Source organism: Ktedonobacter sp. SOSP1-52 (assembly GCF_016587395.1).
In genome coordinates, this window is record NZ_BNJH01000003.1 from 986,361 (window position 1) to 1,004,104 (window position 17,744).

The 17,744-nt window shown below is 53.8% G+C and carries 9 protein-coding genes; 7 read left to right on the forward strand and 2 right to left on the reverse strand.

Annotated elements, in window-relative coordinates; genetic code table 11:
* Positions 1-133 precede the first annotated feature (133 nt).
* The 4 genes from JMJ16_RS29780 (at position 134) to JMJ16_RS29795 (ending at position 10,277) form a co-directional block, all read left to right on the forward strand.
* Complete coding sequence (locus JMJ16_RS29780; RefSeq protein WP_201387501.1) at positions 134-5,413, forward strand: HEAT repeat domain-containing protein; 5,280 nt, start codon at positions 134-136, stop codon at positions 5,411-5,413.
* Positions 5,414-5,494: 81 nt separating this feature from the next.
* Positions 5,495-7,510: a WD40 repeat domain-containing serine/threonine protein kinase gene (locus JMJ16_RS29785; protein WP_201387503.1), complete on the forward strand. Its 2,016-nt coding sequence runs from the start codon at positions 5,495-5,497 to the stop codon at positions 7,508-7,510.
* A gap of 124 nt (positions 7,511-7,634) precedes the next feature.
* On the forward strand, positions 7,635-8,132 hold the full coding sequence (locus JMJ16_RS29790; RefSeq protein WP_201387504.1) for a pyridoxamine 5'-phosphate oxidase family protein: 498 nt from the start codon (positions 7,635-7,637) through the stop codon (positions 8,130-8,132).
* A gap of 435 nt (positions 8,133-8,567) precedes the next feature.
* The gene (locus JMJ16_RS29795) at positions 8,568-10,277 is read left to right on the forward strand and encodes an ATP-binding protein (protein WP_201387505.1); all 1,710 of its coding nucleotides are present in this window, start codon (positions 8,568-8,570) and stop codon (positions 10,275-10,277) included.
* 24 nt (positions 10,278-10,301) lie between these two features.
* On the opposite strand, the gene JMJ16_RS29800 is transcribed toward JMJ16_RS29795, so the two are convergent.
* Positions 10,302-11,252 (reverse strand): heme NO-binding domain-containing protein, encoded by a 951-nt coding sequence (locus JMJ16_RS29800; protein ID WP_201387506.1) that lies wholly within the window; start codon positions 11,250-11,252, stop codon positions 10,302-10,304.
* A 794-nt stretch (positions 11,253-12,046) separates the two neighbouring features.
* On the opposite strand from JMJ16_RS29800, the gene JMJ16_RS29805 reads away from it, so the two are divergent.
* From JMJ16_RS29805 to JMJ16_RS29815, 3 genes are read left to right on the forward strand one after another with little or no spacing between them, the layout of a single operon-like run.
* Entirely contained in the window at positions 12,047-13,408 is a 1,362-nt protein-coding gene (locus tag JMJ16_RS29805) for a PAS domain-containing protein (RefSeq protein WP_201371635.1), read from the forward strand.
* Positions 13,399-14,601 (forward strand): sensor histidine kinase, encoded by a 1,203-nt coding sequence (locus tag JMJ16_RS29810; protein WP_201387507.1) that lies wholly within the window; start codon positions 13,399-13,401, stop codon positions 14,599-14,601. The genes JMJ16_RS29805 and JMJ16_RS29810 overlap by 10 nt, the downstream gene beginning before the upstream one ends.
* 3 nt (positions 14,602-14,604) lie before the next feature.
* A complete protein-coding gene (locus JMJ16_RS29815) occupies positions 14,605-15,825 on the forward strand; it encodes a response regulator (RefSeq protein ID WP_201387508.1) in 1,221 nt (406 codons plus the stop codon).
* 21 nt (positions 15,826-15,846) lie between these two features.
* On the opposite strand, the gene abc-f is transcribed toward JMJ16_RS29815, so the two are convergent.
* Entirely contained in the window at positions 15,847-17,517 is a 1,671-nt protein-coding gene (abc-f, locus tag JMJ16_RS29820; RefSeq protein ID WP_201387509.1) for a ribosomal protection-like ABC-F family protein, read from the reverse strand.
* Between the last annotated feature and the right edge of the window lie 227 nt (positions 17,518-17,744).

The following is a 17,744-nucleotide window of genomic DNA, read 5'->3' on the forward strand; positions in this document are numbered from 1 at the left end:
ACTGATGATGATACCACATAGCTGAGCTTCCCTGGCGTGTTTTACCGTAGTGGTCTACATGCGTGCTTGTTCAGAATCAAAAACTGGGCTATACTGTTTTTACCATATTGCTACGAAAGGTTTCTGGGTCACTATGCTACAGGAGCAACCATTCGTGCAGCCTCCTTTGCCACGTGGGAGCCGCGACGCACGTAAGCTCTCCAAGACACACACGCTACCACAGCGGATATTGAGGAGCCTGCTCTTTGCCTTCGGAGTGTTGTTGGGGGTGGGGCTGGTCCTGGTCCTGGCCCTCTTGCTGCTCAATACCCAGCATCGTCCGGGGGGAGCCAGCATCTCCTCTGCGTTAGCATTGCTTCTGCACGCGCCTCTCTTGCTGATCTTGTTGTGCCTCCTGTTTATAGCAACCTTTGGTAGCACGCTCTTTGGAACGCGTTTATATGCGCTCTGGCGCTATGCCCGCGCTGTAGAGCAGGTCCAGAAACGCTTTCAACTCCTCTACACGCCCCTGGAGGCTATGGCCAACATCCGCCCAACGGCCGAGCAGAACCATCATGAAGTGACGGCACCAACGATTGCGGTGCAGAGCGAACACGTCTCCATTCTTGATCTCTTAGAGCAGAGCTATGCGCATCAATTGATTCTTGGGGTTCCGGGGGCCGGGAAAACAATGGCGCTGCGCGTCTATCAATATCGCGCGGTGACTCACCCCTGGCGCCTCATCTTTCGTCGAGGCTATATTCCCGTATTGGTACCTATGAAGAACTACAGCCTTTATCTCAAGCGCTATAGCGAGGTTCCGCAAGAAGCCTGGGTTGATAGCAATATCGGCCTGCTCAGCTTTTTACAGGAGAGCGATCTACCGGGCATGGAGCACCTGGCTCCGTACTTACGCCAGCTCGCGCAGCAGGGACGCCTCCTGCTGCTGTGTGATGGTCTTAATGAGGTGGATAGTAATTACCTGACCTACGTGAGCCACGAAATGGCCGAGCTGATGCTGCACTCAAAGAACCGCCTGGTGATGACGTGTCGCGAGATTGATTATCGTGAGCAGCCCGAGTTTATGCGCCTGGTCGCGCGCGGTCAGGCGGCCTGTGCCACTATTTATCCTTTGCAGCCAGAGCAGATCCAGCAATTTATTGAGCGCTATATCGTCGTTCAGGATCAACCCTGGCGCCATACTGCTGGTCAGATTATGCAGGTGATTGATCGTAGCCGCTTGCGCTACCACTGCACCAATCCAATGATGCTCTTTACCCTTATGGAGATCATTGATCAGATAGGTGTCGAGCGTGGAAAGCAGATTGACACGCGTGGTCGTCTCCTGCGCGAATCAGTTGTGCAGCTTGTCGCGCGTGAGCGGCGTCAGGGGCGTTGGCAAGGGAGCGAACTGCGCGAACAACTGGTGATCCGCTTTTTGAGCGTGGTGGCCTGCGCGGCGCGCTGGGCCAATGATCGCAACGCGATTCAGCTCTCGGTTTCGAGCGCCAGTGGGCGCTGGCGCGAGGCTGAACTGGAGGCTTTCGCTGACGAGCTTATTATCTGGCTCAACGAAAATCCTGCCCAGGGTCCCTATCCAGATATTGAGGAGCCTGATGCGCTGGAGGAGATGCGCGACGACCTGCCGCAGCTCTTACAATTCGCGATGACCGCGGACCTGATAGATATCAGCCCCAACGGCGTATTGAGCTTTCGGCATGAGCTGATCGCTGAGTATTTTGTCGCCGAGTACTTCCAGGCGGCTGAGCAGCAGACTACAAAGCCTGAGATCCGCGAGGAACTCCTGGAAAACGTTGGGCGCTGGAGCGAGCCAGTCGCGATCTGGGCGGGCTTGCTGGATGATCCATTGGTGCTGGCCGAGCAGCTCGGCTCGCGTGGCCTAGAGAATCGTGTCCACCTGCTCCAGGCTTTGTCCCTGGCCCTGGTATGTGTTGGCGTGCTCTGGACGCCACCCCAGGCCGATGCCAAGCGCCTGGTGATGCTCCCGCCAAGCGTTGAGGAGGCGCTTTCCATTGCGGTACGCAATCGGGCCGCGCGCGAAGAGTTGGCCCGTATCTTCACGCGTTGCGCTGAGGAGGGAGGGCAGGAGGTCTATCGCTCGCTTCTACCGCTGATTATGGTGGCGGGTGTTGATGACCTGTTGCTGCTGCTTGATAAGGCTGTGGTCCCAGTCTTGCTGTTTTCTTTCCTGGAAGATGTGGTAGATGATGTGGCCTATGAGGCGCAGGTGAAGCACTTAACCCAGGTGCTGGGTCGCTTTGGGGCCGTTGTGGTCGATCACGCGGTCGAACTCAGTCGCCCCCATGCTGAACGGAGTACGCGTATGCGTGCCTCCGCGGTCAATATTCTGGGTGGCACCTATCATCCACGCGCTGTTGAACCGCTGATTGAGCGGCTTCAGGATACTGATATCTTTGTGATGCGACGTGCGACCAATGCTCTCTATCGCCTTGGGCCAGAGTTGACGCTTAAGCGCCTGCTCCAGGTGGTGGAGCAACGCGATGCAACCGTCACAACGGTCTACATGCATTTAGCGGCCCTGGCCATCTTAGAACGCTTTATGAGTGGTCAGGATATGCAACGGCGTGTGACACAAATGCAGTATCTGCGCATCATGGAAGCGATTGTGCCAATGCTGACCTCTAATTATCAGCAGGAGCCACAGACACAGCAGCGGGCACGCGATATACTTGTCCGGCAGGCCCTCCAGGAGGAGGGGGCCAGTTCACGCACTGATCGGGGCGAAAAGGTGATTGATGCCTTGCTCCTGTACCTTCCCTCGCAAAATGAGGTGGCGGTGGGGAATGTGGTCCAGGCCTTGCGCGCGATAGGTCCGCTGACAACACCGAAACTGCTGCCGTTCTTGCGCCAGCCCTCTGAGGAGGTGCGCTTGCGTGTGCTAGATGTCTTGAAGGAGACACGCGACCTGGAGGCACTACCTGATGTGCTGCAACTGCTCACGGAAGCGGGGCCAACTCTGGTCCAGCGCGTTTCTGAGACGCTCTATGCCTATGCTCCTGACAGCATTCCAGGTTTATTGGAAAGTATTCTGCACGCTACACGTGAGGATAGCGCTGAGCGTGCGGCAAGTATTTTGAAGCTGATCGGTGAACCCGCCATCGCGCCGATGATTGAGGCCCTCTCTCCCGTCGTTCCAGGACGGACACGTATCCTGGTGCAGGTCCTGGCTGATATGCATGCGACACAGGCTGTCACACGCTTTATTGAACTGGTGCAAACTCCCCCTGATGAGCCATTGCTGACCATTGCGCTGGTACGAGCACTGGGCCAATTTCGCGAGCCGCATGTCGTCTCCCCTCTCTTACAGATGCTGACGAGTACGCATCCGCAAATTCTGGAAGAGGCGATTGAAGCCTTGAGCCAGCTAGGCGAGGTGGCGTTGCCCGCGCTGATCGATGCGCTTGATACGTCTCATTCATCTCAGCAGGTGCAGCGTGTACAGCGGGCGATCCTGGGTATGAATCCCTTCCCTGGCGAAGAGCTTATCGAGGCCCTTGCGCTCAGCAGCGATAGCCAGGCAAGTGCCTTGCTCACGATCTTTCGTATGCGCGCAGATAAATCGGCGGATGTGCTGGTGCAACATCTGCTCTATCCCGATCAACGCGTCCAGTCCTATCTCTATCAGGCACTGGAGGAGCTACCAGGCGTGGCGGTCGTACCTGCACTAATCAATGGCCTGGCCCAGCCAGCATTGCGTGAGCCTCTCTCTCCCCTGTTGCTCAAACATCCCGATGTCGCCATTGCGCGCCTGGTCGAATTGCTAGGAGCGGAAGAACTGGGGGAGGTGGCGGCAGAGCTTTTACCGCGCTTTGGTCCCGGAATTTTGCGGCCCTTAGTGGAAGGCCTGGACGATAGGCGCCAGGTGGCGTGTACACGGGCACAGGAGGTGATCGTGGCTCTTGTGCATCAACATGGCGATACACAGACAATGCTGACCGCGCTGGTCAAGCTCTTTGCTCTCATTCTTCCTGATCGTGTACGCGAGGTGCTTTTTTATGTCTTGACCAATGAGCTTGCTGCTATCAGTCTGCCTGCTTTATTGGAGGGGCTGGAAACTGCCCAGTTGCTCGAAGGGGTCGCGGAAGCTCTCAAGCGCCTGGTCTACCTTCAGGAACACCGCGAGCGTGTACTTGATAGCCTGGTTGAAGCGCTCAAGGATGGCGAGCGCCGGCGAGGGGCGATGCTTACTCTTGTGCAGATTGGCGCACCGGCCGTTCCCAAAATGGGCGAGCTGATTACCTCGCATGACGCGATGCTGGTGCGCTCCTCAAAGGAGGTCTTGCGTGACCTGGGCGTTGTCGCTTTGCCTTTTATCATGAGTGCCTTGAGTGATTATACCTCGCTGGAGCGGCGTGAGGCGGCGCTTGAGGTCTTCAATACCATGTCTCCTCAGAATATCAAGGAGCAACTGGTGACGCAGCTTTCGCATGATGATCCCTCTGACATGGGAATGGCTGTCACACTCTTGTTACAGCGCATCATGGGAGAGTCTGACGCTTTCGGTGATCGGGCCATGGTCTCTGATCTAATTGCGCATATCCAGACCCATACGGAGGAGACAACGAACCTGCGTCTCCTGGCCCTGCTCTTGTTGCTGGGTGAGCCATTGATCGTTACGCCACTGCTCCAGGCGCTGGATAGCGACCCACGCCAGAGCAAGCTTCTGACGGCCCTCTTTTTACTGCTAGGGAGGTCCGCCCAGGATGAAGCACTCCAGGTGTTTAAGCGAGGGGAGACAGCCCTGGAGCTGCGCGAGGAACTGGCTGCGGTGCTTGGGATGAATACGATGTCGGGTGTTATTCAGGAATATGCTCAGAGCACGCATCTCTATGGTCCTGGCACTTCTCGTCCTGGGATGCAGCAAATGGAGCGGCTCTCAGTGGCTTTACGTGCCCTGGGCGGTTTGCTCGCGGGTGGTCAGTGGGATGTGCCGCGTTTACGCGAGTTGCGCGAGCGCATACCCGAGGGCGCTCCAGAGCATGAACTCTTTAGCATACTCCTGGGGGTACGCTATGGTCCCCAGATTCAGCAGCTCAAGCGTGCTTTGCGGGATGAGCAAGAGACGCACGAAAAGCAATTGCTTCTGGTTATTCAGCAGGCACAAGCCGAAAAAGAGCGCGCTGATAAGCTTGATAGTCAACTGGAGGAATTAAAACAGGAGCATACTGAGCGTGAGGGTGACCTTGAACGCGGCAAACGCGAGCGACAGAAAATGCAGGGAAATATTACGCAGTTGACGCGTGAGAATGACTCACTGTCCGCGCGCCTGGAGCAGATGACGCGTGAGCGTGATAACTTGCAGCGTGAGCGCGATACGTTGAGTGGGCAACTGCGAGCATTTACGGGTGAACCCTCCTCATCTGCGGATACCAGGCGCTCAAAGAGGCGTTAACATGTTCTTCATCAAAACGAACAATCGTAAGCAAGCTGGCATACGCCGTTTTTCGACACTAGAAGGTACGAGTGGATATCGATGCTAATGGCTGGCGAGCGCTATGAGCGCATAGATCTCCTCTATCCGGGGAATATGAGCGAGGTCTGGCTCGCACGCGATATGCGTACGCACCAGGAGGTTGCGCTAAAAATCCTCAAGCCTGTCATTGAGGATGATCAGCTCAATCACAAGGCTCAGGAGCGTTTTCAGCGCGAAATTAAGATTGCCAGGAGTCTGAAGCATCAACATATTCTGCCCTTGCTCGATTCGGGATGGACGTATTATAATCAGCGCAAGGTGCCCTTTCTCATCTCTCCCTATATGCCTGAGCGTTCATTAGCGTCTATGGCGAAGAAGCAAGCTCCCTGGCAATACTGGACGTTGGTTCAGACGGGGGATGCGATTATGCAGGCCGCTCAGAGCCTCTGGTATTTGCATACACGTCAGCCTGCGATTATTCATGGAGACGTCAAACCTGGGAATTTTCTTGTACGTGTGGTGAGGGATGCCCGACCGACGCAGCGCTGTGTCGAACTCTTCCTCTTCGACTTTGGGATCGCGCATCTCAAAGATGTGTCCGTGGAATATATTGAAGTAAGCGATGTGATTGGCACTTATCAGTATATGGCGCCTGAGCAGGTGAATCAGCGAGCGTATTGTGCTTCAGACCAATATTCGCTGGCGATTATGGCTTGCTGGATGCTGACAGGACGCTTTCCCATTAATGTAGGTGCTAATCCCCTGGCACATGTCGTAGATCCTCCCCTGGCGCCCAGCCAGTTGAACGCTGAACGTATCTTCTCATCCGCGATTGATGCGGTCATCCTTCGCGCGCTCGCGAAGGACCCCGAGCAGCGCTTTTCCACAGTGCTGGCATTTGCCCAATCCCTACAACAGGCGATTGAGCAGCAGGCAAGCGAGGAGACGACGGCGCGAACAATCAGCGTTGACCTGGCGCTAGATGTGCTCCCCGAAGAGCGCTCGCGAGTGCCAGAAGCCACTATGCATCCACGCTATACACTCCCTCCCGAGCAGATGCAGTTCTCACTTGATCCGATCGATATCAGGGAAGGGCTGGTGCTTGACGAGCCAATCGCACCAGCGCCTGTCAAGGCCGCCACTACTTCTGGACGGCGCGAGATCTCTGGTCGCTTATATACTCCACTGGCGCTTCAGACCCTGGCGCATTTTGATCTTCCGGCACGTCTGCGTATGTTAAGTTGGCAACCTCAGGGGGAGATACTGGCCTGCGCACTCTATGGCGAGCCGCCATGTATCTTGAGCCGTAATGGGCCGCTAGAGCATCTGCCACGTGTCTCGCAGGTGGAAGATACGCATGAACTCTGCTGGTCTCCAGATGGGCGTATCCTGGCGTTAAGCAAAGGGGGAGAGGTGCGCTTCTGGGATCGTGTCGAGCAACGTCTGTTACCCCTGGTGATGCGTTTTCAGGCGCGTTCGATTGTGGCCTTCTCCTGGTCATCGACCTGGAATATGGCCCTCTGGGTAGGTGAGCGGGTGGTCTTGTATGCTCTGCCCCTGCACCAGTTACATATCCCCCAGCCACCACTACCCGTTACCCTCTCACGCGAGGAAATGAGTGGGAGTGGAGTGCTCTGCTGGTCTCCTGACGGCAAACGCCTTGTAGCCGGGACACGTAGCGGACGCCTCATGTGCTGGCGAATCGGGCAACGCATTGAATTTCTCTATGACCATGAGGATGGAGAAATCGTACGAGGCATAAGCTGGGCGCCTGATAGTTCATTCTACGCCGTGGCTTTTCGTGATAACCGTGTGGAGGGCTGGGAGCGTTCAGGGCAGCAACGGATTTTTCAGTGGAGCAATCTTCCGAGTCTGCCACGTATGGTGAGCATTGCCCCTGATGGGCGTGTTGCCGTCGTATTGAACTCACAGCGAACGCTTTTTGGTTTTCCGGGCGAACTGGCGCCTCTCTACACCCTGCCCGTGTCCTTTCAAGCCACCTGGTCGCCGACTCGTATCGAGCTTGCCGCGCTGGATGAGGGGAATGATACACGATTGACTATCTGGGGTGGATAGGGGAAGTAATGGTATCGCTTTTTGTAACATGCCTCGTGAACTCTGCGTGCCACTAACGTGGAGTGAATACGTTATGACCTCCTATTGCCTGGCAAGGTGTGATACGAGAAAGGAAGACCCTCATATGGCTGGCCCCGAGAAAAAGAGCGATGTGAAGCTTCTAGCTGAGAAGATTAAAGATATACGTATTGCCATGATGACCACGCAGGAAGCGGATGGCACGTTGCGTAGTCGCCCTATGGCGACCCAGGATGTCGAGTTTGATGGTGATCTCTGGTTTTTCACGTCATCGGATGCCCCCAAGGTGAGCGAGGTGTCTCAGCATCACCAGGTCAATATCAGCTACTCCAAGCCCAGTGATAACCTCTTTGTTTCCGTCTCAGGCGTCGCGGAGCTAGTGCGCGATCATGACAAAATTAAGCACTACTGGCGGCCTTTCTACAAGCCCTGGTTCCCCCAGGGCCTGGATGATCCTACCCTCGCGTTGCTCAAGGTACACGTTGAGGGCGCGGAATACTGGGATGTTCCCTCAGGGAAGATGACCCTGCTCTATAGGTTAACGAAAAAGGCGGCTGGCGCACGGGAAGATATTGGAGAGGATATAAAGCTCGACATGCGCTAGCATGAGGCAAGGCGTACGCAATGAGCTTTCGCGTGAAGGGGTGTGCGTGGAACCTGGGCCAGACCCCAGGTTCCACGCACACCCCTTAATGGTATTCTCTGCGCAGAAAGTGGTAGAAATGAGAACAGGGCGCAGGCGTAGAGATGATGAGTCAAATAACAAAGGAGAATTTGCGAAAATCGCGGAATAAGTATATACTAGATGTATAGAATACTCTATAATAGGCATGTGTGCAGAAAATTGCCTTGCAAGAAATATGCAACATGAGCCTTTGAGTATAAGATTACTCTTTAGCAAGAGCAGATACGGCTCTTTCGTTTTTATTTGGGGCGTTTGTTGGCAGGGCGAGAGTCGGTGTCAGGCTATTTTTATTGGTCTCTGGCAACGACTCCTCCACTGAGATCAGGACGTGGCGTTTTTTGACAGGTGGTTGTGGTGTTTATAACTCTCTTCTTGAAGACACTCTTTACGGCCTCGCCTTCCCTCCTGTTTGGTGGGTTAGTGCTGGTGCAGTATGGGATTGTGATGGCGGTAATATGCCTGTTTGTGCTCTATGTTCGCCGAATGCGCCTGCACGCGGACCAGGTACAGCGGCGCCTGGATGCTCTCCTGGAAGTCTCTCCCGAGGCAATTTCTGTCTATGATAGTACGGGGAGACTGGTACAGTGTAATCGTGCCACGCGTGCTCTATTGCGCTCAAGTCAGTTTGAGCATACCCCAGACGAAGCGCGTGATGAATCAGATCCGCAGGTGACTGATTTTTCCCAGACCTACCATCCTCTGAGTCGTGCTTTAAGCGGTGAGGCCGTGGCTGGCTACGAGGTACGTCTCCTGGATGGGCGCCGGCGCGGACAGGTGCTTTCAGTGGCCGGTATACCTATCTCTCAATGTGATGGGAAGGTTGAAGGCGCTGTACTGATCGCACGGGATATCTCGGCCTTTCAGGCACTGCGGCGCGAGGCTGTGGCACAGGCGAAAAAGTGCCAGGCATTGCTCAATGTTGTCACCGATGCCGCCTATGTATTGGATTGCGAAGGGCATATTATTCAGACGAATATGAGTGCACGCCTGGCTCTCCTGAAAATGGAGGGGGGAGCGTTGAGTAGCGCCTCGCTGGTAATGCCGAGCCTTGAGTGCCAGATCTTAGATCCTCAAGGTGGGCCTCTCTGGCCGGACGCCTTGCCTTTAAAACGGGTACTGCGGGGCGAGGAACTGGTGGATGAGCAAAGGGTTGAGCTTCAGGTGCATGCGCATGGCGTGTCAGATCTCTGGCTCAGTGTGAGTGGTGTGCCCATTATTGGCGATGAAGGGTATATCTGTGGCGCGATTCTCATCGTGCGCGATATTACGCAAGAGCGCTCGCCAGGGTTGCAGGTTGAGCCGTCTTCGCAAACGATCCAGCCAGGTCAGCCTCCTCTGGACCAGTTCCTGAGTATTGTTAGCCATGAGTTGCGTACTCCCCTTACAACGATCAGTATGAGCCTGCAATATTCACGCTTACTGTTAAGCAATACGACGCAAACGTTATTAGCCGATGATCCCTTGCGTGAGAAGCTCCAGGAAATTCACCACTTGTTGGGGAGGGCCGAGCGGCAAGTTGGAGTCCAAAATCGCATCATTAACGATTTGTTCGAGCTTTCTTCTATCCAATCTAGCCGCTTTCTTTTACAGCCGGTGGCATGTGAGCTACAATCGACACTCTCTCTGCTGGTAAGCGACTATCAATCCTCTCATCCCGAGCGTGTCATCACGTTTGTTCCGCCGGTTTCTGTTCAGACGATACCGACAGAGATTGATGTGGAACGGATCACGCAGGTGCTCAATAACTACATGAACAACGCGTGTAAGTATACGCCTCCGGTGACACCAATCGAGGTTTCTGTAGAGGTTACACAGGAGGAAGTGCGTGTTCTGGTGCGAGACGAGGGGCCGGGGCTAACCGCTGAGGAGCAAGAGCAGGTATGGAAACTGTTCTATCGCGCCCCAGGTGTTGAAGCCAACGAGGGGGCGAGCAAGGGGTCAGGGCTGGGCCTGTATATTTGCCAGGTGATCGTTGAGCAACACCAGGGGCGGGTTGGTGTTGAGAGTACCCCTGGTGTTGGCTCAATTTTCTGGTTTACCCTTCCGCTGAAGCGAGAGACATGATGATTTTTTCTGAAAACGTTTGCCCTATCTGCTCTGAGTGGTTGAGGAGTGGCCTCCGGTGCGTGTCCTGGAGATCCGGGGTTGTGGACCGGTGGCGGAGTGATACCCCTTCGAGTGCGCAGGGGTTGCCTGTGTCGAGGTGGGAGCGCGCCAGTAGCGTCGATGCATGGGGATCTCGCCCGGCTGATTTGCTGTACTTGCTACCAGGCCCACAAACTGTAGATGATTGATGGCCTCTTGCAGGGCGCTCAGGCGGGGCGCGTTCAACCCAAGTAGGGGGAGCTGGCGTTGCAGGTATTGCTGAAGCTCGCCCAGCTCGATTCCATCGTGATCGGGGAGCACTTTGAGCACGAATTCGGCCAGCTGCTGTTTTTCGCGCCGCTTGGCAATTTGTTCTGGTGTCTCCTGCGTGTTTGCCTGGTACCTCGGGCGGAAACGAAGCTCAAAGCGACAGACGGGCGCCCCCTGTTTCATACACGTGGTTTCAATAACGCTGACATGTTCGTGAAAGCGCTCGGCTGCGCCCTCGATGGCGCCATGTAGCACTGGACAGAGCTGACGTGGACTATCATAGATGAGCGCAAACTCATTAGGGTGTGTGCCGGCCTCATAGCCAAAGAGCGGAGGTGTCAGAGCTTCGGGGACGCGTCGCATCTGTGCATGTGCGGTGCGCATAACCAGGAGCAGGTCTTTTCCGCTATGGACACGCGTGAGGAGATAGGCGCAGAGATGGTTGGTGAGACCATTCAAAATGAAGTAACGGCCGTATTCGCGCAAGATGACCTGGGCAGAGAGTCCAGTTAATTCGCAGGCGGCAGCTACGCCCGCTAAGAGATGGGTATCTTCGTAGACCTTACTGGCGAGGGGTGCATTAGCACTTGTTTCGCCAATCGCTTCTCTATAAGCTTTGAGGAGTGAGTTGCCAAAGCGGTCCACCAGATACTTCTCCCACGTAACAAAAACCAATCCATGCATGAGTATACCCTTCCAATAGTACAAAGCTGATGCTCTTTAAAAATTTGTTGGCCAACGATTGAGCATGCTCGCTTTCAGATGTAATCTTTAAAAAGCATCAACTATCCAGAACGCTTACTCTCTTTGCTTATATCCATGCTCTCTGCATACGAAATACGAAGTGTTATGTAGTCAGCAGGTTGAGTACACAACCTACATATTTTCTGCCTGTCCTGAGACTCGTCTAATACAGATTGCTGCTGATGGCATCATACGTTGTCTCCCTCCTTGTTGAGTATGCCAATATGCCGATTTAGAATCGTTTCCAGCCTGTGCTTACGCCCTACCTGTTAAAGCCTGCTTGCCCAGAATGTTTTTCTTTGCCTCTGTCATAAATTTCTCCATCAGTATAACATGTCTGTAATTGAAATAGATATATTGCCGTGATTAGGTGAATAACTTGTAATAAATTAATATAGACTTTATATATATATTTATATGTTTTTAATTACCTTGTATAATAAGAAGCGAAAAAAGAAGAATTAACCTGGTAAAAGCCACTTCTGTCTAGGAGTTTTGTCTTATATCCATGCTTGAGAGGTGAACCAGGGGAAGTCGCGAGAAGTGCAGGCGCGAAAGTTTTTGTTGCCCACTACCATGTGTCCATCCTTTGTTCAAAGGATCTAGTTGCTTGCCCTAAGTAAAAAAGGTCTGTTATACTCTTAGAGAATTGCTAAACAACCTACGCTTTTGTCTTTTTTGTTCTGTGATTCGTGACAAAAATACTATAGTCTCTGGCCGGAGGTTGCTATTTTATGTTAGAGAATGTGGTTCCTAAAACTACCGCTGATGGTCATGTCAACACCATCGGAACCAAATCACACGGCTCATTGGATGCCGATATCATCATTAAAAATGCGCCAGATCCGGTCTTTGTCGCGGATCTGGATGGCAAGATCCTGCTGGCGAACGATGCTGTCTACGAACTGTTAGGCTTTCGCACCGATGAGGTCTTGGAGCAGTCGCTCTCGCGTTTCATCAACCAGGAGGAGACGCGCGAATTTACCGCCGCGTTGCGCGAAGTCATTGAGCGTGGTGTCACGCGTAATGTGCGCCTCAATCCCCTGAGTGCCTCGGGCGAGATCATCTCGACCAGCTTGAACGCCTCGGCCTTGCGCGACGCGGATGGGAAAGTCATCGGCGCGATTGGCATCCTGCGCGATATGCGTGAGCTGGAGCAGGCGCGTGTATATGCCGACAACCTGATCAAGAATGCGCCAGACCCGGTCTTTGTCTCGGACCTGGAGGGCAAAATTTTAACCGCTAATGACGCGGTATATGAGCTACTGGGGTTCCGCACTGACGAGGTGCTGGAGCAGTCGCTCTCGCGTTTTATAAGTGCGGAGGAGACGCGCGAATTTACCGCGGCACTGCGCGAAGTCATTGAGCGTGGTGTGATACGTAACACGCGCCTTAATCCCCTGAGTGCCTCAGGCGAGGTCATCCCTACTAGCTTGAATGCCTCGGCCTTACGTGATGCGGATGGGAAAGTCATCGGCGCGATTGGTATCCTGCGTGATATGCGCGAACTGGATAAGGCCCTGGCCTACTCTGACAGCTTGATTAAGAATGCGCCGGACCCGATCTTTGTCTCGGACCCAGAAGGTAAGATTCAAAAGGCCAACGACGCAGTGTATGAGCTACTGGGTTTCCGCCCGGATGAGGTCTTGGAGCAGTCGCTCTCACGTTTTATAAGTGCGGAGGAGACGCGCGAATTTACCGCTGCCTTACGCGAGGTCATTGAGCGTGGCGTGACGCGTAATGCGCGCTTAAATCCCCGCAGCGCCTCCAATGAAGTCATTCCAACGACTCTAAATGCCTCTGCCCTGCGTGATACAGATGGGAATGTTATCGGCGCGATTGGTATCCTGCGCGATATGCGTGCCTATGAAAAGGTCTTGTTTGACTTACAGGAGTCTAAAGCCGAACTGCAAGAGAAAATCCTGGACCTGGAGAAGTTTGAGGAAGTGGTCGTTGGTCGCGAACTGAAGATGATCGCACTGGAGAAAGAGATAGAGAACTTGAAGCGCGAAGTAGAGGATCTGCGTCGGGGGCAGGTCGTCAAGCGCGAACATGATAGCAGAGATAGTCGTAGTCAGGGGGGACGATGGACCTAGCACAGCGGCATGCTATGGACTATACCAACAAAACCGCAAGTTACCGAGAGCAAGTGGCTGAAGCTGAACAACTCAGAGCCGAACTCGCGCAACTTCGTAAAGAGCATGAGTGTGTGCTTCAGGAAAAGCAGATGCTGGAGACGCGGGTGCAGAGAAGCGAGGAGCGCCGCCGTGCTTTTGTGCATATTCTCAGTGATGTCAACACCCTCAATCGCAAGCTTGTGGATCAACGCAAGGCCATGATTCATATCCTTGCCGACTATGAGCAGGACCGCCGCCGCATGGTCAAGCAGACCGAGCGACTGGATAACTCACGTCGGGCGCTCCTGCATATTCTTCAGGATTCGCATCAATCAAATTTGCGCTTGGAGAATAGCCGCAAAGCCATGATTCACATCATGAACGACTTGAAAGTAACGACGGAAGCCGTCCAGCATAGTGAGCAGGAGTTACGCGCGAAGCAAGAGCAATTAGTGCAGGCCGGAAAACTGGCAACGCTGGGTGAGCTGACGACCGGGGTCGCGCATGAACTGAATAACCCTTTGAATAATATTGGCCTCTTTGTCGGCAATGCGATTGATCTCATCGAACTGGGTATGGCCGATACCGAGCCTGGACGCATTTTGCAAGAGCTATCGAATGCGATGCAGCAGGTGCGTAAGGCCACTGAGATTATCTCGCACCTGCGTACCTTTGGCCGGGCCGCTTCTGTAAGCCGCGAGACGATCAATGTGACTCAGGTCATCCAGCGCTCCATCTCGCTTATGGGCGAGCAGCTACGTCTGCGCCTGATCGAGGTAAAGATGCAATTCCCCGAGGAAGATATATTTGTGATGGGGAATGCTATTCAGATGGAGCAGGTCTTCATCAATCTCCTGACAAATGCTCGTGATGCCCTGACCAGCGCTCCAACGAAGATTATCTCTATTGAATGTATCAGGCGCGATGAGATGATCGAGATCAGCGTGGCTGATACAGGTCCTGGTATTCCCATTGAACTGGAGCAGCGTATCTTTGATCCTTTCTTTACCACCAAGGAAGTTGGCGCTGGAACGGGTTTAGGTTTGTCGATCACGTATGGTATTATAAAAGAACATAATGGAGCGATTACCGTACAGAGCCGACTCGGAGAGGGAGCACGTTTCCTGATCCAGCTTCCACTTAAGCCTGATGACGATCCTGAAGAGGTGTAGTCCTTGAAGCAATCTTGCATTCTTTTAGTCGATGATGACACTGCCCTGTTGCAGGCCTTACCCCAGGCAATCTACCTGCGTATGAAGGATGTCACGGTTGATACCTGTGACTCGGCCCTCGATGCGATTGAGCGGATCTGCTCATGCGAATATGACGCGATTGTGAGTGATATTAAGATGCCGGGTATGGATGGCCTGGCCCTGCTGGGAAAGGTGCAGCAAGTCTCTCCCAATACGCCGGTCCTCTTGATTACGGGCCATGGTGATCATAACCTGGCGATTCAGGCCTTGCGCGGCGGTGCCTATGATTTCATCCAGAAGCCAATTGATCGCGATTATTTTGTCGCCGCGCTCGCACGGGCGATTCAAATACATCAGCTTCGTTACCAGGTGGAGGAACAACAACGCGCGCTAGAATTGCATGCTCGCTCGCTTGAACAGGCGGTAGAGGAGCGCACTCGTGAACTCACAGCTGCAAACTCCGCCAAAGATGAATTCCTGAGCATGGCTTCGCATGAACTAAAAACCCCGCTCTCGAGCCTGAAGGGCATGACGCAGTTGCTGCGTCGTAAACTGGAGCGTACTGGCTCAACTGATGTCCCGAACTTGATTAGCATGGAGAACTCCATCCGGCGCATGGAGGTGTTGGTGAATGACCTGCTCAACATTTCTTTTATTGAGATGGGTGTCTTTGAGCTGCATACCATGCCGTGCAACCTGAATGCGTTGTGTCAGCGCCTGGTAGATGAGTATGTTATCGGTACCAATCCCCAACCTGTCGTAGAACTCCATCTGCCATCTGAGCAGATTGAGGCCAATGTGGATGTGGAACGCCTGGGCCAGGTTGTGATTAACCTGCTTTCTAATGCACGTAAATACTCGAGTGCATCTATTTATATGGCGCTTAGCTATGATGAGACCGAGTGCGCGATCACGGTGCGCGATACTGGGATTGGCATCTCGCCTGAACTCTTGCCCCATATCTTTGATCGCTTCTATCGCGTTCCAGGCGTGGAGGTACAGCGTGGCTCTAGTATTGGCCTGGGCCTGGGCCTCTACATCTCCAATCAGATTGTCGAGAGCCATGGTGGTCGGATTACGGTCGAGAGTATTCCTGATAGTGGGAGTGTATTCTCGGTCCATCTGCCATATCTCTCTGTACAGCCAACTGAAGCCAGCGCCGCCGCCGATGATGCATCGTTACCTTCTCAGCCTCATCCATAGTGACGGCGGCGCTCTGCCATTTTAAGCCGAGGTAACTATTTCATAGTCCTCCTTCTTGACCAACTGGCCCTCTCGCAGCTCCCAGACTTCGCCACCGAAGCGCTGGATAAACCAGCGGTCATGCGAGATGGCGATGACTGGACCAGGAAAATGCAGGACTGCTTGTTCAAAGGCTTCCAGCACATCGAGACTGATGTAGTTGGTCGGCTCGTCGAGTAGGAGCACATTGGGGTTCCTGGCCATCAAGCTGGCAATCTCCAATTTACGTCTCTGCCCGATACTTAATTGCCTGACCTTTTTCTGCATATCCTCCAGGCGGAAGAGTCCATACCCGATCAAGCGACTTATAAACTCCCCCTCATAACCTATCTGCCCATAGCGATAGGTCTCGATGACCGTCTTCTCCAGGTCGGGAAGCGCCGGGTCCTGGGGGAGATAGCCCACACGTGCGCCAGGTGCAAGGGAGATCGTACCACCGTCAGGTTGCTCCTCTCCAAGTAGCAACCTGAGCAGCGTCGTTTTTCCCGCTCCATTGGGGCCAGTCAGCATGATGCGCGACCGAGGGGCGAGGTTGAGATGAACATGCTCAAAGACCTGGCGTTCGCCAAAGCCTTTGCGCACATCGGTCATCTGCACCACGGTCTGCGATTGAATGGCCTCTGTGCGAAAGTAGGAGGTGACGCTGAGTAGTTCGGGTGGCTTGGGAACCGGATCAGCCTCAATACGCTTCAGACGCTCTTCCGTTTCATGAATGTCGCGTGCCACGGCGCTGTCAACGCGCTGCCCCAAAAAGTGCTTGACGAACTTATCGTTATCGCGTGGTGCGCGATTGCTATGCCCGATATGTCTTCCTTTCTCTTTGATGCGTTTGCGCAGCTCTTTGATCTCTTCTTGCTGGCGCAGGTAATCCTCCTCCCACTGCTTGCGCTCCGCCTCGCGTGCCGCGACATAGGCGTCATAATTGCCAGTATAGGCTTTGAGGTGATGAGAATTGTCATCGATCTCAAAGATGGCATTGACGGCGCGATTGAGAAACTGGCGATCATGCGAGACGATGAGTGCGGCTCCGTGATAGCTTGAGAGATAGTTCTCCAACCACTCCATGCTGGCGACGTCGAGATGGTTAGTCGGTTCATCTAACAAGATAATATCTGGAGAACGTAGCAACAAGACCGCCAGGCCGACACGAGCCTTCTCGCCACCAGAGAGCGTCTCGACCTCCTGGGTACGCGGAAGGTAGCTCAGGCGCAGGCCCTCCAGGATGCTCTCTATCTTATAGTCTATTTCGTAGCCACCACTGTCTTGAAAGCGCGTTGAAACAAGGGCATATTCCTCAAGGAGCGAGGTGAGTTGCTCAGGGGTGGCCGTGCTCATGACCCCTTCAAGCTCGTGCATACGTGTCTCAAGTTGGCGCAGATTTCCTACGGCTTCAAGAATTAAATCCTGTATGCTACGTCCATAGAAGGGGGGCGTGGTCTGGGGCAGATAGCCCACCTCAACGGAGGGAGCATAGACAAAGCTGCCCTCGTCGGCTTCTTCGCTCCCGGTGAGGATACGTAAGAGGGTAGATTTGCCCGCGCCATTGGCACCAACGATGCCCACCCGGTCTCCAGCATTGACTACGCATGAGATTTCGCTGAGCACGGTAATCGCGCCATAGGTTTTAGTGAGATTGCGTACAGTTAATAACATAAAGCTGCACCTCGTGATTCTGGTTGCGGTCGTTTTGCCGCCATGTGTATGTAATGAAGTTGTCTGCGAGGTGCCTGAACGCGCTCAAGGGGTACAAGTTGCTAATTGGTTGTGGTTAACATCGTGGGTAGCTTCTAGCGAAGTGATAGCAGAAAGTGGTAGAGCACCTTGTGATGTACCATGAGCACGGCATCAGGCCAGAAGTAACCAGTAACGAGCGCGAGTAA